Origin of the sequence: Chryseobacterium sp. 3008163 (assembly GCF_003669035.1) — a bacterium.
In the GTDB taxonomy this organism is placed as follows: Bacteria; Bacteroidota; Bacteroidia; order Flavobacteriales; family Weeksellaceae; genus Chryseobacterium.
On sequence record NZ_CP033070.1, the window covers coordinates 4108803 to 4129141 of the forward strand.

The window sequence follows — 20339 nt, forward strand, 5'->3', positions numbered from 1 at the left end:
CATCAAAATTACACCCTTTAGGGACCGGGGAAATTAATTTTGATCATCTTTAAAGAAAAAATGCGGTGAAAATTTTCACCGCATTTTTAGTTTTATTTTTTACCTGTCAGCCACTGGTTTTGAAGTTTGAGTTCTGCTGGGGTAGGATTTGCTTTAAATTGAAGCGTTTCTACAGTCATTTTATCTAAAATTGCTTTTCCTTTAAGATCAATTTTATCACTTTTGTCACCGTTTTTACGAAGAATAGTCACCGTTACATTTTGTCCGTCTTTGATGGTTTTAGAATAATTAATAAACTCTTGTACGTTTTGAATGTTGATTGTTTTCCCGTCCAAAGCAACGACTTCATCAGTAATTTTAAATCCGATACTTTTTGCGAATGGCGACAGCGCTGAGTTTTCGTCAAACACAAAAGTATTATTTTTGTCATTATATCCTGTTTGGCTCGGATCTTTTATCATCCAGAAAAGTGGTGGAGTTTCCTGCTTGTTGATTTCTACACCCACTTGCGCCAGATATTCTGCATAAGGCGTTGGCTGGCTTCCTGCAATATATTTGTTGTAAAAATCTTTTACCTGCGGATATCCTGTGATGGTTACCAATTCGTCAATAAGTTTATCATCTTTAAAAGGTTTATTTTCACCAAACCTTTGAGACAATTTTCTGATCATATCACGGTAGCCCATTTCACCGTTAGACAATTTTCTCAGTTCAATATCCAGACACATCGTCAAAAGCGTTCCTTTTTCATACACGTTTCTGTACTGATCTTTATATTGATCCTGTAGAATGTTTTTACTCATTACCGTAAACGGCATGGTGTCATTGTAGCTTTTTGAATTTTTGATTTTGTCACTCATTCTCTGAAGAAACTGATCTTTTGTAATCAAACCTTCCTGAATCTGGAACAAATTAGCAAAATATTCAGTTCCGCCTTCATACATCCAGAGGTGCTGAGACATTTTAGGATCCGCATAATTGAAATAATGAATTTCTTCAGAATGTGTTTTCAAAGGATTCACCGTATGGAAAAACTCGTGAGATACTACATCTACAATCGATTCATCAATGGCTTCTTTCGGCATCATTTCGTGAAGTACTACGCTCGTTGATTCATGATGTTCCAAAGCTCCAAAACCTTTAATCTGCGGACCTTCTGTTCCTGCAAGATAAAGCATGATCGCATATTTTTTGTTGGTATTCATGTCTCCCAAAAATTTCTTTTGAGCAACAACCATTTTCTCTAAATTTTCTTTAAAATCTGCAGCTTTATACTTTCCGGTCGGTGAGTAAACTCCCAAAACCAGATCCATTCCGCCGGCATTGAACGTAATAAAATCAGGCTTAGAGTACATTAATGGAGAATCTGTCAGTTTAGCATAATTTGCTAAAGTAAAAGTATCAGTAGCTTCAGATTTATCCTGATCTACCAAAGCTGTTGTTCCATAAAAATCATTTGGTTTCTGAATAACTAATTGATAAGGCACATCCTGCATATTATCGATATATCCTACAAAACCGTGGGTATTGATCATGAAAATTTTTCCTGCTTCAATGTCAGTTCCTGAAGGCGAAAATACCGCTTTGTGCTTTTCTGTTTCGTTTTCTTCATCAAAACTGTCATTCACCAAATACGTAATTTTGCTTAATGCCTGAGCATTTTTCAGCGAGTAGGTATTGTCATTAACTTTTGTGAAAGCCAATTCTTTTCCTTTATTATCTAAAAATTTAATTCCTTCGATGAATCTTCCGTAATCATCCACAGAATACGTTCCGGGAACGGTTTTAGGAAAGTGAAATTTCACATCTCCGGATTTCATTTTCGGAAATTCCATTGTTACTGCTACTTTATCGTCTTTCACGTTGACCAAATCTATGTTGGTTTTAATCGACTGTGCATTAACAAAAGCTGCTGCAAGAATTCCTAAGCTAAGTGCTATTTTTTTCATTAGGTTTATTTTATAGATAAGTAGTTGATGGAAAATTGATTTTGTTACATAGGGTTGAAAATATTAGATATAAATTTTTGTTAAATCTCATTCATGCATTATAATCAAATGATGTTATTATATTTCACGAGCATTCATAAGAGAATATTTTTCAACATCTTCCTTTTTGAACAATACGGTTAAATGATCTGTATAATAATTGTTTTCAGATTCTGTTATTTCAAATGCTGAAATCCAAAGACTTTCTTCTTGAATGTCGATTCTCCACGTCATTGGCAATCGAGTGATTTTCTTTCTGCCTTTTGGGATGTATATTGTTAAAAATGAGTGATATTCCTGGTTTTCAATCTTTTCCCAATAAACTTCAACTGAAGAGATTTCTCTATTGATTTTATTAATCCAATTTTGATTTGCTGTAACATCAATAGTTTTAAAACCTTCTCTAAATCTTATTTCAGACAGTTCTTCAAATCCAATTCCGTAACAACGAAATTCATTATCCCATTTTATTTGCAATAACTTACCATTGTCAAGTTGAAATATTACATTCATATCAATAGAATGAATGTTTTGTGAATGTTCCCAAAATTCAGAATCAATTTCGTAGTTGATTTCTTCATAAAAAACTTTTTGAATTTTTCTTCCTACAAAATTAGAATCTATGCTTTCAATATATTCTTCTTCTTTTTGCTGAGAAATGTTCATATTGATTTTTTATTATTGGAATTTATCACTACACTTTATTGTACTTCAAATAGTAATTCTTATTAAACTCAACCGGCTGGCTACTTTTAAGTGTGATTTTCTGCCAAGACTCACTTGGAGAAATTGTTTGTTCACCAAATCTTACAGGAAGATTGAGATTTTTCACGGTATTTGTAAAACGGTATTTCAGTTCTTTGCCATTTTGAGAATATTCTAAAACCGGAACTTTTGTGGTTCTTAAGTACTGATCAAAAACAGTCAAAAAATCAATTCCTGCTTTCTCCGAGATGTATTTTTCAATCTGCTCTGTGGTGACCGTTTGATGATAAAAATCTTTATTTAAACCTCTCAGAATCTGTCTGAATTTCACATCATCATTCATGATTTGTCGCATCGTGTGAATCATGCTTGCGCCTTTCGGGTACATATCACCGCTTCCTTCATTTCTTACACCATATTTTCCGATAATCGGAACGTCGTTGGCAATATTATTCTGAATTCCCTGAGCATAGATATCTGCAGATTTTTTATCCATATAATCTTCCGTAAACAACACTTCAGAGTACATCGTAAAACTCTCGTGGATCCACATGTCAGCCTGATCTTTTGCTGTAATATTATTGGCAAACCATTCATGACCACTTTCGTGAACGATAATATAATCCCAGTTTAATCCGACGCCGGTTCCTGAAAGATCATTTCCCAAATATCCGTTCACATATTGATTTCCGTAGGCAATATTGCTCTGATGCTCCATTCCCAAATAAGGCGAGTCAACAAGCTTGTAAGAATCTTCATAAAAAGGATAAGGCCCGAACCAGTGTTCAAAGGCTTTTAACATCGGTTTTACCTGCTGAAACTGTTTTTTTGCCCGGTCTAAATTATAATCAATCACCCAATAATCAAGATCTAGTTTTCCTTTTTCTCCGGCATAAGAATCTTTAAAATTCACATATTTACCAATATTTGGAATGATAGAGTAGGCATTGATTGGGTTTTTAACTTCCCAAATGAAAATGTTTTTTCCGTTTTCTGTTTTTTTATCTTTCAATCTTCCATTACCAATTCCAACTAAATCTGATGGAGTGATAATTTTCATCACGATTCCGTTTTCAGGCTCGTCACTCCAGATATCTTTTACGGGAAGCCAGACAGATGCGCCAATCCCTTCATCTGCAACGCTCATCCAAGGATTGCCTTTTTCATCTTTGGTGAAAACCCAACCGCCATCCCAGGGTGCATTTTTGGCAATCGTAGGATTTCCGGAGTACGTGATGTCTATGGTATATTTTTCTCCCTTTTTGAAATTTTTCTTAGATGAAATGAATATAAAATCTCCATCTCTTTTAAAGCCGTCAATAGTTGGGAAATTACATTCAATTTTATCAGCCTTCATTGGTTTTTGAAGATCAATCTGAAAAACAGGATTCAGGACATCTTTAAGAATTTCAAAACTGATTTTATTGTTTCCTTTAATGCTTTTTTGTTCGAAATCTGGCTCTACAGACAATTCATATTTTTTGACATCCCAAAAATTTCTGAATCCTGTATTTGAACCTTTTAAAGTATCTTGTTTGGTGAACTTCTTATTTTGTTCAAAAAATTGACCGAAAGCCAATCCGGAAGCCAACAAAATCGAGTAGGAGAGTTTATTCATAAGTTGTGAAATTTGATGTCTTCAAAAATATAAAATTTAAAATCAATTGAATAAAAAAGTATAAAAAAATGCAGAAAGTAAATTATTTTAATGAATACTTTCAATTTTTAAGCTAAAAATGATTATTTTAAGTTTAGAGTCTCTAATTTTTATTTAAAAGAGGTAACGGCTTTTCACTTTTACCCTCTGTCTTCAACAAAGTGCCATTTTGTGTTCTTCCATTAACAATATAATTTCCATCAGCAAATCTGCAGTCGTGGCTTCCCACGTAACCGAACATTCCGTAATGCAAGTAAGCATAATGATGAAACCCCGATATGGTAAAGTAAATCTTATTTTTAGTTTTTACGATAATAATGTCTGACTTTTTAAAATTCTCAAATGGGATGTTTGTACTTAAATAATTATCGGGTTCTGTAATTGTGTACTCTACAGTTGTATCTTTTATCAATCTATTATTTCGAATTAAATAAAACTTTAATTCAGTAATTTCATTTTTCTAAACTGACCCAGCGTTATGCTTGGCTTTTCTGTGATCGTAGTAATCGTATCACATTCTTTCGAGTATTTGATGCCGTCTTCTTCTGCTCTTTTATGGCTGGTTTCCATTGACCACCAAAACCAACCCACAATCAGTCCGATAAAGAATATGCATATCGAAAGTGCAATTAAACATCCTTTTAAATATTTATTCATTTTGAAAACATGATATGATGAGCTTTAAATTTAAGTATTTCTAAAATACATATTTGCAAACGATAAATTAAAAGTTTCTGAAAGTAAATTTCATTTGATCCAGAAAACAAAGCGGCGGAAAAATCAAAGATTTTTCCGCCGCCCCTATATTATTAATTTCAGCTTTAGCCTCAACCTATTTCTAAACTACAGGCAATTTCGCTTCTCTCTTCTGCACTTTTCTATACGTATAAGCACACATTAAAATACTGAATTCATACAAGAAAAGTAACGGTAAAGCCGCCATCATCATGCTCAAAACATCTGCCGGAGTAATGATTGCTGCAACTACCATAATCAAAACAATCGCATGTCTACGGTATTTTTTCATGAAAGCCGGGTTCAAAATTCCGATTGTCGTTAAAAAGTAAATTAAAACAGGGAAAAGAAATACAACACCCATTCCTAAAACAACCTGTAGAAACAAAGTGGTGTAATCACTCAAATCGTAAAGTGGAATAATAATGTCGGAAATTTTAAAAATAACTCCGAAATTAACCGCAAATGGTAAAATTAAAAAGTAACCGCACAAAACGCCCATCATGAAAAGAATCCAGACAGAATTGATGATAAATATTGAGTTTTTTCTTTCGTTAGGATGCAAAGCCGGACTGATAAATCTCCACAATTCCCAAACAATATAAGGGAAACCAATCACCAAACCACCAAAAATAGAAACGGCCATCATTACATTAAACTGCTGATATAATCTCTGCACACGTACAGGGAATTCTTTAGGTAAAGTAATACTATCTTCACCCAAAACCATTCTTGAAAAATGATTAACAATTTTAAAAGTAGGAAAATCATTTCTGGTCGGCCCGAAAAAAACGTGATCCATAATCCAGTTGATATTAAAACCAACTACAAAAGCGGCAATAATAATAGCGATTATTGAACGGATAAGATGCCCTCGCAGTTCACCAATATGTCCGAAAAAGGACATGTCTTTACCTTCACTCACAGATTTTTTTTTAATGTTTTCAAATTTATGAAAAAAAGCGGGGAGTTGGATGAAGAAAACTGGAAGTTATGCATTCAATATTTAAAATTAACTTTTTGAAATTTTCTCATTCAATTGACTTTCTTCTCAACCTTAATATCAGCCTCAACCTTTACCTAATTAATTCCCTCATCTAATAGCTTATGAATATCAATAATACCGAAATACTGACCGTTGTATGTAACAATCAGCTGACCGATATTGTTGTCTTTTAAAATTTTCATGGCTTCTTTTGCCAAAGCATCTTTTTCAATACTCTTAGGATTTCCGGACATGATATCTTTGGCTAAAACTTTTGAAATATCATCGCCATTTAATAACATTCTTCGCAAATCTCCATCTGTAATTACACCGAGAATTTTTTCTTCATTAGTTACAACTGTAATCCCATGACTCGAAGCGCTAATTGAAATAATCACATCTTTGATTGAAGATTCTTCGGTAACCTGAGGTTTTTGTGAAGAAACAAACTGCTCAACTCTCGCCGTAAGATTTTTACCCAAACTTCCACCCGGATGAAATTTAGCAAAGTCATTTTCTCTAAAATCATTTAATTCCATCAAAGAAACCGCCAAAGCGTCTCCCAAAGCCATCTGCAGAGTAGTTGAACTTGTTGGAGCCAATTTATTCGGACAAGCTTCCAAATCAACATGAGTATCCAGAATTACATCAGAATATTCTGCCAATTTACTTTTTTTGTTTCCCGTCATTCCTATCAATGCAGAAGAATAGTCTTTAAGATAAGCTACCAAATTAATGATTTCAGGAGAATTCCCCGAATTTGAAATGCACAACACAACATCCTGCTTCTGAATAACTCCCAAATCACCGTGAATGGCTTCAGAAGCGTGCAAAAACTGTGAAGGAGTACCTGTAGAATTTAATGTAGCAACAATTTTATTTCCAACGTGAGCAGATTTTCCGATTCCTACAACGATTAATTTTCCTTGTGCAGAGTGAATGATTTTCACAGCCTTTACAAACTCTTCGTCGATTCTGTTTTTTAATTTTTCTAATTCAGCAATTTCGATTGCTAACGTGCTCTTAGCGATTGAAATAATATTTGATGTATCCATTTTTCCGGTATGATTTGTATCTAAAATGCGCCAAAGGAAAACCGTATCATTTAAGAATATTTAATGCTGGTTTTATTTTTAATAAATCTCTTTACTTTTATTTTCAGTAAAAATGTTATAACTTTGGGTTAGATGCAAATTTAGCAATACAAAATTAGATGAGCGCAAAAAAAGCCAATTTATCAGGCGAGTTAAAGAAATACTTCGGATTTTCTACTTTCAAAGGTCAGCAGGAACTTATTATTGAGGAGCTGTTGCAAGGCAAAGACATTTTTGTCTTGATGCCGACAGGAGGTGGCAAATCTTTGTGTTATCAACTTCCCGCCCTTATTTCAGAAGGAACTGCGATTGTGGTTTCACCATTGATTGCTTTAATGAAAAATCAGGTGGATGCCGTCAATGGTCTTTCATCTGAAAATGGAGTAGCCCATGTTCTTAATTCTTCTCTTAACAAAACTCAGACCAAACAGGTTTTTGACGATATAAAAAGCGGGAAAACCAAACTATTATACGTAGCTCCGGAATCTCTGATCAAAGAAGAGTATCTGGAATTTTTCAGAGATGTAAAGATCTCATTTGTTGCGATTGACGAAGCGCACTGTATCTCAGAATGGGGACACGATTTCAGACCTGAATACAGAAACTTAAAATCGATCATTGATAAGATTGCAGATGTCCCGGTTATTGCTCTTACCGCAACTGCGACGCCGAAGGTTCAGGATGATATCCAGAAAACTTTGGGCATGACGGATGCTTTGGTTTTTAAAGAAAGTTTTAACAGAGCTAATTTATACTACGAAGTTCGTCCAAAAGTAAATGTTGATAAAGAAATTGTAAAATTTATCAATAAACATAAGGGTAAATCAGGAATTGTTTACTGTCTGAGCCGAAGAAAAGTAGAGGAATTTGCCCAGCTTTTACAGGTTAATGGTGTTAATGCACTTCCATATCACGCGGGTTTAGACCAAAAAGTAAGAGTGACGAATCAGGATAAATTCCTGATGGAAGAAGCAGACGTTATCGTTGCAACCATCGCCTTTGGGATGGGGATTGATAAGCCGGATGTTCGTTTCGTGATTCACTATGATTTCCCGAAATCTCTGGAAAGTTACTATCAGGAAACCGGTCGTGCAGGTCGTGATGGAGGAGAAGGTCACTGTTTGGCATTTTATGATCCTAAGGATATTGAAAAATTAGAGAAATTCTTGGCTCAAAAGCCTGTATCTGAAAGAGAGATCGGATTACAGCTTTTAAATGAAGTAGTAGGTTACGCCGAAACTTCCATGAGCAGAAGACAATATATATTATATTATTTTGGTGAAATTTTCGACCCTGTGACGGGAGCTGGAGCCAAGATGTGTGACAATGCATCAAATCCACCCAAGCTGAAAGATGCAACCAAAGATTTAGAAAAAGTTTTAGAATTAATTGATACGACTAAAGAAAAATTTAAGTCAAAAGATTTGATTTCTGCAATTGTCGGCAAAGAAAATGCCGTTACAAAGTCTTATAAACTCGAGCAAACTTCGTTTTTCGGCTTCGGAAAAGATGAAAAAGATAATTATTGGAAAACAATTTTAAGACAGGCAACAGTACAGAATTTTTTATTGAAAGATATTGAAACGTACGGTGTTTTAAAAATCTCGCCTAAAGGTCATGAAGTTATCAATGGAAAATTCAAAGAATCTTTCCTGATTGCCGAAGATCGTGAGTTTGATTTGTCGCAAACCAAAGCAGACAGCGATCAGGTGCAGATGCAGGCGAACGGAAGTCTTGACCAGAATTTGTTTGGCTTATTAAAAGAATTAAGAAAGAAAGTTGCCAAAAAACATGGAATTCCTCCCTACACGGTTTTCATGGATCCGAGTTTGGAAGATATGACCGTTCAATACCCGATCACTCTTGAAGAAATTGCAAAAGTGTATGGTGTCGGAGAAGGAAAGGCAAAAAAATACGGTAAAGAATTCGCTGATTTTATCTCTAAGTATGTTGAGGACAATAGTATAGAGCGTACTCAGGATATGGTCTTGAAAAATGTGGCGAATAAATCAAGTCACAAAGTTTTCATCATTCAAAGTACAGATAAAAAGATTGACCTTGAAGATATTGCAAGAGCCAAAAATCTCTCAATGAATGATTTGTTGAAAGAAATGGAACGTATCGTTTATCAAGGTACAAAGCTGAATATCGATTACTATATTGAAGAGAATTTTGATGAAGATATCGTAGATGAGTTCATGGAATTTATGACAGAATCTGAAAGCGATAGCATGAAAGTCTTGCTGGATGAGTTTGGTGATGAACTTTCTGATGAAGAAGTGAGAATGCTCAGAATTAAATTCATTAGCGACGTTGCAAATTAATTTTTTAGATAAAATTAAATGGGAAATCCAATTATAGAAGCAAAAAAAGAGCTCATTCAGTGGATAAAAGAAATGGATGAGTTGGAAGAAATTGCAGAACTGCTAGAAATCAAAAATAGAATGATTTCAAATGGAGTAGTTGCAGAAGCTCAAGCTGAATATGTTGCGAAAGATGATTTTGATGAAAAATTTGCTATGGGAATTTCCGGCGAAGAATTAATGAAAAGAGTGTACGCGCATATCGAATCATTGCCTTGGAAAAAATAATTATTTTTTCGAGTGATGTTGAATTCTATCTTGCAAAATTGATAGATACTTTATACGAGCAAAATTATTTTGGATTTAAAGAAGATGCAAAATCATATGTTCAGGAAATCATTCTTTTTGTGATGAATAATGATTTTAAATTCAATGTTACAAAAACGCCTAAGAAACTCGAAAAATTTGGAAGTAAATTCTTAAAATATAAAGCTAACAACCAAACGACGTGGTACATATTTTTCGATGAGAGAGACCATCAGTTTTTAATTAATCATATGATGAACAATCATTTTGAGTTTCCTGAATTAATGTAAAAAATTGCTAATTAAGTTAGCTTTTTGACGAGAAAAAATACTTTTAAACTGAAAGATTTTTTCAAACTAACTATATAATGAACAAGAAAATTTCTGTCATATTTATTCTGCCGGATCTCGAAACCGGAGGCGCAGAAAGAATCGTTACCACCATCGCAAATCATCTCTCCCGAGATCGTTTTGAGCCTAAGATTTTGCTTCTTCGCAAACAAGGTGGTTATCTTGATTTTCTTAAAAAAGATGTGGAAATTATTGATATCGATACGGAAAGAATTAGACATTCATTAAAGCCTATTTTAAAAGAAATTTACCGCAGAAAACCAGATATTGTGTTTTCGGGATTTGGTGAAGTAAATGCATATCTGTCGTTATTTATTAAGCTTTTTCCAAAGGTCAAATTCATTGCCAGAGAAACCAATGTTGTTTCGCAGCACGTAACAAAAAAAGAGATTAAATTTTTCTACAATTTCTATAATAATTATCAGCAGATTATCGCACAAAGTGATGATATGATGAATGATTTGATTGATAATTTTAAAATCAACCGTTCAAAAATTATTAAAATTAATAATCCTGTCGACTTCGATTTTATTGATGAAAAATTGAAGGTTTCCCGTAAGCCTGAGAGTTTTAAATACAATTATAAAAACGTTGTAGCAATCGGTAATTTATCTGCCAGAAAAGGTTTTGATAATTTACTGAAAGTTTTTTCAAGGTTAAAAAACGAAAAAATTATTCTGCATATTTTAGGTGACGGAAAAGATCGTGAAATTCTTCATCAGATGAAAGATTTTTTAGGCTTAAAAAACGTGGTTTTCCATGGAAGACAAGAGAATCCGTATGAATTTTTGAAATATGCCGATCTTTTTATTCTTTCATCACGATACGAAGGATTTCCTAATGTTTTATTAGAGGCCGGCGCTTGTGGGACATATTCTTTGGCCAATAATTGCCCTGGCGGAATTAATGAAATCATTCAGCATAACACCAATGGCGAAATTTCTGATATTGAAAATCATGAAAACTTTTCACAAAAAATTATGCAGATTTTACATCAGTCGTATGATCAAGATGCCATTAAGAATTCTATAAAATCTAGATTTTCTAAGGAGATTATTCTGAATAATTATGAAAAGGTTTTGTTGGATTTAATGAAGAGATAATAATCTGTATATTTCCTTAAATTTGCATTTCAATTTTTATAAAAATCAATATTTCATTCATGAAAAAACTTCCGAAATTGGGTTGTGCCTGCGAAAAACACGACCTGATTGAATCTGAATTCAGAACATCAATAGTGGGTGCAGATCTTACCAATGGCAGAGATGCAGAAGTAAATGTCATTCAATGCAGACTTTGTCAGAGAATATGGATTAAGTATGCTGTTGAATTTCCTAATTCACCTGAATCTGCACGTTGGTACAAAGGAATTATTGCAAAAAAAGAGGTTGCAGGAATGAAGCCGGAAGATGCTGTTGAGCATTTGGAAAATCTTGAATGGTACATTTGCGGAGGTGAATTTTTTGGAAATAAAGAAGTTTTTGGGCTTGGAAAACTTAATTTAGATTTGTGATATCTCTAAATTTATACTTTAAACTTGATAAAACTCACTTTGGTGCTTATAAATTAATCAGTAAATTTGTAATCATTAAGAATAGCTAATAATAAATTATAAAAATAAAATGAGTCAATTCGATGTTACCGTAATAGGTTCTGGTCCTGGTGGTTATGTTGCCGCAATTCGTGCAGCACAATTAGGTTTCAAAACAGCAATTATCGAAAAATATTCAACTTTAGGCGGAACTTGTCTTAACGTTGGATGTATTCCTTCAAAAGCGCTTTTAGACAGTTCTGAACATTTCGAAAACGCAAAACACAATTTTGCAGGTCACGGAATCATTATTAATGAACCTCAAGCTGACATCGCAAGAATGATTGAGCGTAAAAATGAGGTTATTAAGCAAAACACAGACGGAATAAGTTACTTGATGAACAAAAACAAAATCACTGTTTTTGAAGGTCTTGGAAGCTTCGAATCTGCTACTCAGGTTAAAGTAACAAAAAACGACGGTTCTACAGAAACGATCGATTCTAAATATACCATCATTGCAACAGGTTCTAAGCCAACTTCTTTACCTTTCATCACTTTAGATAAAGAAAGAGTAATTACTTCTACAGAGGCTTTAAATCTTAAGGAAATTCCTAAGCATTTAGTCGTTATAGGTGGTGGAGTAATCGGTCTAGAATTAGGTTCTGTTTATTTAAGATTAGGAGCTCAGGTAACGGTTGTTGAGTTTATGGACAAGATCATTCCTACAATGGATGGAGCTTTAAGTAAAGAATTAACTAAAGTTCTTAAGAAGCAAGGAATGAAGTTCATGCTTTCTACAGCGGTTTCTGCAGTTGAAAGAAATGGAGATACTGTAAAAATTACAGCTAAAGATAAAAAAGGAGAAGAAGTAACCGTTGAAGGAGATTACTGTTTAGTTTCTGTAGGTAGAAAACCTTACACAGACGGTCTTGGATTGGAGAAAGCTGGAGTTGAGCTTGACGAGAGAGGAAGAGTGAAAACTAACGATCACCTTCAGACAAATGTTGCAAACATCTACGCAATCGGAGACGTTATCAAAGGTGCGATGTTGGCTCACAAAGCTGAAGAAGAAGGAGTTTTCGTTGCTGAAACTTTAGCTGGACAAAAGCCTCATGTTAACTATAACCTAATTCCTGGTGTTGTTTACACTTGGCCTGAAGTTGCCGGAGTTGGTAAAACTGAAGAGCAACTGAAAGAAGAGGGAGTAGCTTACAAAGTTGGATCTTTCCCAATGAGAGCATTAGGAAGAAGCCGTGCAAGTGGTGATGTTGATGGTTTGGTTAAAATCATTGCAGACGAAAAAACTGACGAAGTTTTAGGAATGCACATCGTAGGAGCAAGAGCTGCCGATTTGATTGCAGAAGGAGTTATCGCAATGGAATTCCGTGCAAGTGCAGAAGATATCGCAAGAAGTTCTCACGCGCACCCGACTTACGCAGAAGCTATTAAAGAAGCTGCTTTGGATGCAACGGGTAAAAGACCTATTCATATGTAATTGAAAAATTTTCAAGATATATTTAAAGAGAAATCATATTTTTGGTTTCTCTTTTTTTGGCATAAAAATCGAGATTAAAAATAAAAATTGTTTATGAAAAATATATTTATTGGTGTGATGCTTTTTTTGGACTGCATTCATTTGCGCAGGAAGCCGGAAAAGCCGGTGAGCTTTTGAAAAATGAAGTTTCAAAAAATGAAATAAAATCCTCAAATACCAAAAGACAGGATTCTAGAGATAATAATTCATCTAATTCTACAGGATTTAGAAATCCAAATAATCAGAATAATTCGAACAGAAAACCTATAAACCCTAATTATCAATGGAATCAAAACTACGGTTATGCCGAAGTTTTTGTAAGAATTCCTGAACAGGGATATTTCAGTGTGGAACTGGCTGATCAGATGATTTCAAATAATTCTGGAAAATACAGATTCTTTGATCTGCAATCGGGAAGAATGCCAATTTCTATCTATGATAATGGATATTTGATTTACAGAACAACTTTAAATGTGCGCAACAACAGCAGATTAGTTCTTGATTTTTTCACAAATAAAGGTTTGTATCTCTTAGATTCTTATCCGCTTCAAAATGGATATTATGGTTTCGAAAATTGGAATGACCTCTGGAATAATCCTTATGGCAACTCGGGAAATAATGGCAATGGCAATAATCCAAATGTGATGGACGGTCAGACTTTTCAGCAATTTATATCAGCTATGAAAAAAGATGCGTGGTTTGATGATAAGAAAATTGCTTTCATCAATCAGCAAGGTCGCCATGCGATGTTTACCTCAGAGCAGATCAGTATTTTGGTTAAAGATTTAAGCTTCGATAAAAACAGAGTTATTTTAGCTAAATCATTATTTTCAAAATGTGTTGACAAACAAAAATATTTTATTGTAGGCGATGCATTTGATTTTGAAAGCAACAGACGAGATTTGATGGATTTTATTTCTAAATATTAATTAAATTCTCGTGGGGAAATTAATTTCACTTTTAATTATAATTTTTTCTCAACTGTTTTCTGGTCAGAATATTGAATCTTCAAGAAAAACTGTTGAGAAAATAAATCAGACACAGGGATTTAAAATTAGGATAGTTCCCAATTCTTACTATTCTGATAAAAATATAGTGACAGACAATGGCATTGAATTAAAGGGATATTATAAAAATAATAAACTTTTGAAAATGGAGTGTTGGGTAGGATTATCTGCATGGAAAATTATCACAGAATATTTCTTTTCAGATAATGGGGAATTGGTTTTTGTTCACTCAAAAAAATATCAGATTGTTGGTGAAAATGGGTATCTTAAAAAACCACAACTTCTTTCAGAACGGAGATATTACTATGAGGACGATAAGGTGATAAAAACGATTGGAGTAAATGATAATGATGAAAAAAAAGACTTTTTACAAGAGTCTAAAAACTTGATGAATGATTTGAAACATTTCAATAATTAAATTTAAGTTTAATTGAGATAAAAAAACTCAAACCTAATAACTTTAAACCCTCCGACTCTAAAAACGCTCAAACTCTCAAACTAATTTCCGTACCTTTGCCAACTAAATTATCATCAATGCAAATCGGAAGAACTCAGACTTTAAAAATTTCAGAAAAAAATAATTCAGGATGGATGCTTGAATCCGAAACGGGCGAGACCGCTTTTATGTCTAAAGTTTTCATTCGTGACGAAAAAGAAATTGGTGATGAGATTGAAGTTTTCGTTTATCAGGACGATCATAAACTAAAAGCTACAACAGAAACTCCATTGGCAGAAGTTGGAGAATTTGCGGTAATGAGCTGTGTGCAAAGTCTTCCAAGCGGAGCTTTTATGGATTGGGGAATTATCAAAGACCTTTTCATTCCCTACAAACAACAAAAATCTAAAATTCTTGAAGGAAAAAGATACCTTGTGAATCTTTATATCGATGAAGAATTAGAATTGATTACAGGAACCACAAAGTTCAAAAGAAATCCGCAATATGAAAATGTACCTTTTCAAAAGGCGATAAAGTAGAGCTCATCATGATGAACGAAAGTGAATTAGGCTGGAATGTGGTTATCAATAAAAAATACTTAGGATTGATCTATGCATCTGATGTTTACAAAAAAGTATATCCGCTTTCTGAAGAAGAAGGTTATATTAAAACAATCCGTGAAGACGGAAAAATAGATGTTTCTCTTCAACCGGAAGGTTTTGAAAACATTGATGAGTTTAGGCAAAAAATTCTAAATAAATTAGAGGAAAACTTTGGTTTACTTCACTTATCAGACAAATCTTCTCCTGAAGAAATTAAAGATGAACTTCACATGAGTAAAAAGAACTTCAAGAAAGCACTTGGAGGTCTATATAAAGATAAAATAGTTGAGATTTTGGATGATAAAATCAAGTTAGTATAAAATAAAAAGAGCAGAAATTTCTGCTCTTTTTTGTGTTTAATTTCTGTTTTTAATTAATAACCAGCCGTTGTAAACTCTGCCATCTGAAACTTTTATGGTATACCAGTAGTTTCCTGTAGCAAGTGGTGCCGAGTTGTACTTTCCGTCCCATTCAAAAGGTTTTTTGGATATTGTTTGTTTAAAAACGATTAAACCTTTTCTATCATAAACCAAAATTTCAGTTCCGGAATAATTTTCTAATCCTGCAATTCGCCATTTATCATTTGTACCATCACCATTCGGCGAAATCATATTTGGAATATTAAAAATAGAGAAGCTTTTCTCTCCGATGATGCATCCCGATTTTGTTCTTACATAAATTTTGTATTCTCCCAAACTCAGATTGCTAAATACATTAGAATTTTGCCAATTTTGGTTATCTAAAGAATACTCATAGTTTCCAGGTAAAGACATCATTACGGTAGCCGAATTATTTGTAATATTTACAGCAACAATTTCACCCAAAACTGAGTAACTCAGCTCGATATCGTCTGTGTTTTGACATCCAAAGCTATTGGTCACTTGCACCCAATAATTTCCGGGAGTTGATACAGTAATAGTTTGTGAAGTAGCACCAGTGCTCCAGAGATAAGATGCAAAACCACTTCCTGCATCAAGTGTCACAGTTTTTCCTCTACAAAAATCAAAATCTTCAGGAAGGATAATAATAGGTTTCGGATTTAAATTTAATTCTAACACAACATCTTTAAAGCATCCTTCTGCAGTCGAAACTCTTACATTAATAATCGTTGATCCGATATTTAAAGTATAATTTGAAAAATTTGTTATTGGGTTTCCTGATTGGTCGGTGTATGTGAAAATGTAGTTGTTAGGATTTACAATAATATTTGATTGATATGATGTAAAGTCTACCACCATTGTGTTTCCGGTAGAACTGTTGCACAAAGAAACTCTGTAATTGTTCGCCGGAACATTGTTTTGTGATAAAGTAACAGCAATACCAAGTTTCTCAGATTCACAATTGTTTAGTGTTTGGGAGACAAAATACGTTTGTCCGTGAACGAGTGGAGTGGTTATAGGCAGAATATTTCCTGCTGCATCATAATAAATTAAAGCAGTTCCGTTGACCACTAAATTTGCCGAGGTAGGATTTGCTGATGTACAAAAATCCTGCGTTAAAGCTGCTGTTGGTTTTGGTGTGTTATTTACGGTTACCTGAATTGAGATTTTCGCACTTTCACAACCATTAATTGTTTGAGATGCAAAATAAGTTTGTCCGTTTACAAGCGGAGTAGTTAAAGGCAATATGTTATTTGCTGTATCATACCATTTTATATTCTGGCCTGTAATCTGGATATTTAATATTGTCGGTTGATTAATGGTACAGAAAGTCTGAGTAGCATTTGCTGTGGTTGGTAAAACCGTTGGTGAGATAATCACATTCTGATTTTGAGTAGCTGTGTTTCCATTCCCATCACTATAAGTCCAATGAATTATATGTGTTCCTGCGGTTGAGTATGAAAGCGGATCTGTTGTTGTAGCTGTGATCGTCCCCGTACAATTGTCTGTTGCAGTCGGGAAAGTAGAAACTATAGTGTTGCAATCTCCGGTAATATCTGGAAGTTGAGCTGTGTTTGGAATTGGTGCTACGTTATCTCCCACAACAATATTTACGGTGAAACTTCCGTCGCAAGCTCCACTTCCTGTGATTTGACAAGTGTACGTTCCTGCATTAGCTGATGTTGCATTTGGAATTGTTGGATTCTGTAAATTTGAGACAAAACCGTTTGGTCCTGTCCAAGCGTACGTTGTTCCGCCGGTTGCATTGAGTTGAATATTTGAATTGATACAAACGGGGGAGTTGGAAGCGACCATTCCGGTGGAAGTACAGTCCTGAAATTTTGCAATAAAAACATCATTAGAAGGATGGCCTCCGGTTTGCTGAAAAGTTCCCGGAGTTGCAATACCTGTTGTATTATTGCTAGACATTCCTGTGAAATATAAATAACCTTCATTATCTTTAGTAACATATCCTAATTGGGTCGCTCCATTACCTGAATAGTATGTTCCCCATTCTTTTATATCATTTTGATTGTATTTAATTACAAATGTAGAATTGTACATCGCAGGCATTCCCATATAAGCACCAGGTGTTGATATATCGGGTTGCCCATTTGAATGTAATCCAATGTGAAAAACATTTCCAGCGCTGTCTATATATGCAGAATGCTGTGAAGAAGATTGAAAATTTAAATTTGTTTTTGTTATTGTATTGGTTGTCAGATTTACTCTCCATATTCCGGAAGGTCCATATATAGGTCCATTAAAATCAGGAAATTCACCGGCAAGAATTAGAGTATTATTAATAATTCTTGCTTCCCAAACATACTCCTGAATAGAGTTTCCATAATAGCTTGACCTTAAAAGTGTTCCTGATTTTGAAAATTTTAAATATAATCCGTCACTTACTCCTCCAAACGTAGATTGGAATGGATTTATCATTGGAATATTTTGAGAACGGGTAGCTCCGATAATTTCCAAATCTCCAACTGATGAAAATATATTAAAAATTGAAGTTGAATGATCTGATCCTCCAAAAAATGATGACCAAACAGTATTGCCCGTTGTAGCATCCAATTGAATTATATAACCATCGGTGTAACCGCTGGGACTTAGTTTTGTTGGTTGCGAAGCATTTAATACAGGAAAATTGGGGCTCATTGTCTGTCCTCCTAAAAAGACCTGATTGCCATTATATGAAATTGTATATAAATTTTCTGGAGAATTGCCGATAAAATGCTTCTGATATATTAAAGCTCCAGCTGAGTTAAATTTTACTAAAAACGCGTCTGTATTGCTACTAATTCTGTTGATTTCGCCACCAGCATATATATTATAATTTTCGTCAAAATCAAAACTTTGAAAACCATCATCTCTCGGAGTTCCAAAATAAGTTCCCCATAATTTTTGACCATCTTTTGTTATTTTCATTAAAAAAGCATCAAGTGATCCAATAATATTTTGTTGAAATACACCTGAAGTAGCAATATTCGTTGTACTAGTTGTAGCTCCGGCAAGATAACCTGTACTTTGACTGTCTGTCTTATATCTTCCATAGTCTTCACCGAAACCTCCTGCATAACTTCCCCAGATTCTTGTAGGAACAGGATCTATTACCATAGTTTCAGTAGAGTTTTCTACAGGAGCTGTAAAACCGAAAACTTGATTTCCCAAATCATTAAACGAAACAGCTATGTCTTTTTTGGTCTTACCCTCTATCCAACTTTGTGGAATGTTTTCATACATTTCACCAAATCTTAGATTCATTTTAAGTTTTCCTTCTTCAAGCATTGCTAATGCTCCCTGAAATTTCATTTTTATATCAGAAACTTTCCCTCCCGGATGGATTACAAAATTGTATTCAACAGGTTTTAGTGTGTCGTTCGGTTTAAAGAATACCAAATCAATATTCTGATATATGTTTTTATAAATTACTTTCTCGTAGCGATGCACATTAGTTATACCTTTCGGGTGGTAGAGTAGATTATAATAATTCTCATAATCTTTAGATTTTCCTTCTGTTATTATTTTAGCATTACTATTAGAATTTACAAGTTCAATATCTATTCTGTGAAAAAGATTCTCATAAGTGTATTCGTCAAGATTATAATCTTTTTTGTTTACCACAAGATTTTCTTTGCCTTTATTAAAATTATGGTTTTTTGTTTTCTCTGTTTCATAAACATCATAAGAAAAACCATTAGAGCGTAGCTGAACATTTAATCCTGCCGAATGAAATAAATACTTCACATCAGAATTTTCCTTTCCATTCTGATCTACAATCTGTCCTTTATTTTCATAAAAGTGATATTCATTATTCTTTTGGAATTTCGTTTGTCCAAACACAAAAAGACAACAGAAAACTGTTAAAAGAAACAAAACTTTTTTCATCATTATTAATTTTCCGCAAATATAAACAAACAAAGATGTGATACGAATTAATAAATCATTAATACGTGATTGGATAGGTAAAATATGATGCAAATCATATTAATTATTTTGTTTAACAATTTTGTCAAAACAATTGTTTGATATATATTTGCACAAAATTGTTTAACAAAAATGTCAAAACAAGAAAAGAAAGATCAAACTCAGGAATTAATCAAAGAGACTGCGAAGAATTTATTCTTTGTGCAGGGGAAATTTAACGCAACTACACAAGAAATTGCAGACGAGGCGGGTGTCAACAGAACATTGATCAACTACTACTTCAGATCACGAGATAATCTTATTCAAATTATTTTTGATGAAGCTCATCGAGTTGAAAAAGAGAAATCTGAGATTATCATGAATTCTGACCTTCCATTCAAGGAAAAAATAGCCAAGTTCATCGATGGAAGTTTATCTACGAGTCTTCAGTATCCGTATTTAGAAACTTATATCGTTTCGCAAATCAATAAAGGAAGTTGTCACAAAAGAGACGTGGAAGAAGAGGAATTGAAAAAATTGTACGAAGACATCGAAAAAGAAATGCAATTGGGAAATATTGTGAAAATGGCTCCGGTTCAGTTTCTTCTCAATATGATTTCGCTTTTAGTGTTTCCTAGTGCGGTGCGTCCTCTGTTTTTAGAGAATTTAATGATTACGGATAAAGAGTTTGATCAGATCATCTCAGAAAGAAAAGACATCATCCTTAACATGCTTTTTAAAAATTAATTAAAAACTGTTAAAGTAATTATAAAACTGAATCGTCATTTAGGAATAAATGACTGCAAGAAATCAAAAT

Annotated in this window: 17 protein-coding genes and 1 pseudogene; 10 read left to right on the forward strand and 8 right to left on the reverse strand. The window is 33.8% G+C overall.

Annotation, left to right across the window (positions count from 1 at the left end):
* Positions 1-92: 92 nt before the first annotated feature.
* The 7 genes from EAG08_RS19025 to EAG08_RS19055 all read right to left on the reverse strand — a co-directional run bounded on the left by EAG08_RS19025 (position 93) and on the right by EAG08_RS19055 (position 7125).
* A complete protein-coding gene (locus tag EAG08_RS19025) occupies positions 93-1949 on the reverse strand; it encodes a peptidase M61 (protein WP_129536812.1) in 1857 nt (618 codons plus the stop codon).
* Positions 1950-2066: 117 nt separating this feature from the next.
* Positions 2067-2654 (reverse strand): hypothetical protein, encoded by a 588-nt coding sequence (locus EAG08_RS19030; RefSeq protein WP_129536813.1) that lies wholly within the window; start codon positions 2652-2654, stop codon positions 2067-2069.
* 28 nt (positions 2655-2682) lie between these two features.
* Entirely contained in the window at positions 2683-4311 is a 1629-nt protein-coding gene (locus EAG08_RS19035) for a M1 family metallopeptidase (protein WP_129536814.1), read from the reverse strand.
* Positions 4312-4453: 142 nt separating this feature from the next.
* Entirely contained in the window at positions 4454-4762 is a 309-nt protein-coding gene (locus tag EAG08_RS19040) for a hypothetical protein (RefSeq protein WP_129536815.1), read from the reverse strand.
* 26 nt (positions 4763-4788) lie between these two features.
* On the reverse strand, positions 4789-5007 hold the full coding sequence (locus EAG08_RS19045; RefSeq protein WP_129536816.1) for a hypothetical protein: 219 nt from the start codon (positions 5005-5007) through the stop codon (positions 4789-4791).
* A gap of 181 nt (positions 5008-5188) precedes the next feature.
* Positions 5189-6010, reverse strand: a complete 822-nt coding sequence (tatC, locus tag EAG08_RS19050; protein WP_185145171.1) for a twin-arginine translocase subunit TatC — start codon at positions 6008-6010, stop codon at positions 5189-5191.
* A 155-nt stretch (positions 6011-6165) separates the two neighbouring features.
* On the reverse strand, positions 6166-7125 hold the full coding sequence (locus EAG08_RS19055) for an SIS domain-containing protein (RefSeq protein WP_129536817.1): 960 nt from the start codon (positions 7123-7125) through the stop codon (positions 6166-6168).
* Between the two features lie 158 nt (positions 7126-7283).
* On the opposite strand from EAG08_RS19055, the gene recQ reads away from it, so the two are divergent.
* The 9 genes and pseudogenes from recQ (at position 7284) to EAG08_RS19100 (ending at position 15553) form a co-directional block, all read left to right on the forward strand.
* Positions 7284-9488 (forward strand): DNA helicase RecQ, encoded by a 2205-nt coding sequence (recQ, locus tag EAG08_RS19060; protein WP_129536818.1) that lies wholly within the window; start codon positions 7284-7286, stop codon positions 9486-9488.
* Between the two features lie 18 nt (positions 9489-9506).
* A complete protein-coding gene (locus EAG08_RS19065; protein WP_129536819.1) occupies positions 9507-9755 on the forward strand; it encodes a hypothetical protein in 249 nt (82 codons plus the stop codon).
* Positions 9743-10063, forward strand: coding sequence for a hypothetical protein (locus tag EAG08_RS19070; RefSeq protein WP_129536820.1), 321 nt, complete (start codon positions 9743-9745; stop codon positions 10061-10063). The genes EAG08_RS19065 and EAG08_RS19070 overlap by 13 nt, the downstream gene beginning before the upstream one ends.
* A 77-nt stretch (positions 10064-10140) precedes the next feature.
* Positions 10141-11226, forward strand: coding sequence for a glycosyltransferase (locus EAG08_RS19075; protein ID WP_129536821.1), 1086 nt, complete (start codon positions 10141-10143; stop codon positions 11224-11226).
* Positions 11227-11285: 59 nt separating this feature from the next.
* Positions 11286-11636 (forward strand): hypothetical protein, encoded by a 351-nt coding sequence (locus EAG08_RS19080; RefSeq protein WP_129536822.1) that lies wholly within the window; start codon positions 11286-11288, stop codon positions 11634-11636.
* 109 nt (positions 11637-11745) lie between these two features.
* Positions 11746-13149 carry a dihydrolipoyl dehydrogenase gene (gene lpdA / locus EAG08_RS19085; protein WP_129536823.1) on the forward strand — a complete coding sequence of 468 codons (1404 nt, stop codon included), beginning with the start codon at positions 11746-11748 and terminating at the stop codon, positions 13147-13149.
* Between the two features lie 173 nt (positions 13150-13322).
* Positions 13323-14117 (forward strand): DUF4476 domain-containing protein, encoded by a 795-nt coding sequence (locus EAG08_RS19090; RefSeq protein WP_129536824.1) that lies wholly within the window; start codon positions 13323-13325, stop codon positions 14115-14117.
* 10 nt (positions 14118-14127) lie between these two features.
* Positions 14128-14613 (forward strand): hypothetical protein, encoded by a 486-nt coding sequence (locus EAG08_RS19095; RefSeq protein WP_129536825.1) that lies wholly within the window; start codon positions 14128-14130, stop codon positions 14611-14613.
* Positions 14614-14729: 116 nt separating this feature from the next.
* Positions 14730-15553, forward strand: a pseudogene (locus EAG08_RS19100) (S1 RNA-binding domain-containing protein).
* Between the two features lie 36 nt (positions 15554-15589).
* On the opposite strand, the gene EAG08_RS19105 reads toward EAG08_RS19100, so the two are convergent.
* Positions 15590-19507 carry a T9SS type B sorting domain-containing protein gene (locus EAG08_RS19105; RefSeq protein ID WP_129536826.1) on the reverse strand — a complete coding sequence of 1306 codons (3918 nt, stop codon included), beginning with the start codon at positions 19505-19507 and terminating at the stop codon, positions 15590-15592.
* 168 nt (positions 19508-19675) lie between these two features.
* Here EAG08_RS19105 and EAG08_RS19110 point away from each other — a divergent pair, with 168 nt between their 5' ends.
* Complete coding sequence (locus EAG08_RS19110) at positions 19676-20269, forward strand: TetR/AcrR family transcriptional regulator (RefSeq protein ID WP_129536827.1); 594 nt, start codon at positions 19676-19678, stop codon at positions 20267-20269.
* Positions 20270-20339 lie beyond the last annotated feature (70 nt).

Coding starts and splice junctions, on each gene's coding strand:
- EAG08_RS19025 (WP_129536812.1), bottom strand. CDS start 1,949: ATGAAAAAAATAGCACTTAGCTTAGGAATTCTTGCAGCAGCTTTTGTT.
- EAG08_RS19030 (WP_129536813.1), bottom strand. CDS start 2,654: ATGAACATTTCTCAGCAAAAAGAAGAAGAATATATTGAAAGCATAGAT.
- EAG08_RS19035 (WP_129536814.1), bottom strand. CDS start 4,311: ATGAATAAACTCTCCTACTCGATTTTGTTGGCTTCCGGATTGGCTTTC.
- EAG08_RS19045 (WP_129536816.1), bottom strand. CDS start 5,007: ATGAATAAATATTTAAAAGGATGTTTAATTGCACTTTCGATATGCATA.
- EAG08_RS19055 (WP_129536817.1), bottom strand. CDS start 7,125: ATGGATACATCAAATATTATTTCAATCGCTAAGAGCACGTTAGCAATC.
- recQ (WP_129536818.1), top strand. CDS start 7,284: ATGAGCGCAAAAAAAGCCAATTTATCAGGCGAGTTAAAGAAATACTTC.
- EAG08_RS19065 (WP_129536819.1), top strand. CDS start 9,507: ATGGGAAATCCAATTATAGAAGCAAAAAAAGAGCTCATTCAGTGGATA.
- EAG08_RS19075 (WP_129536821.1), top strand. CDS start 10,141: ATGAACAAGAAAATTTCTGTCATATTTATTCTGCCGGATCTCGAAACC.
- EAG08_RS19080 (WP_129536822.1), top strand. CDS start 11,286: ATGAAAAAACTTCCGAAATTGGGTTGTGCCTGCGAAAAACACGACCTG.
- lpdA (WP_129536823.1), top strand. CDS start 11,746: ATGAGTCAATTCGATGTTACCGTAATAGGTTCTGGTCCTGGTGGTTAT.
- EAG08_RS19105 (WP_129536826.1), bottom strand. CDS start 19,507: ATGATGAAAAAAGTTTTGTTTCTTTTAACAGTTTTCTGTTGTCTTTTT.
- EAG08_RS19110 (WP_129536827.1), top strand. CDS start 19,676: ATGTCAAAACAAGAAAAGAAAGATCAAACTCAGGAATTAATCAAAGAG.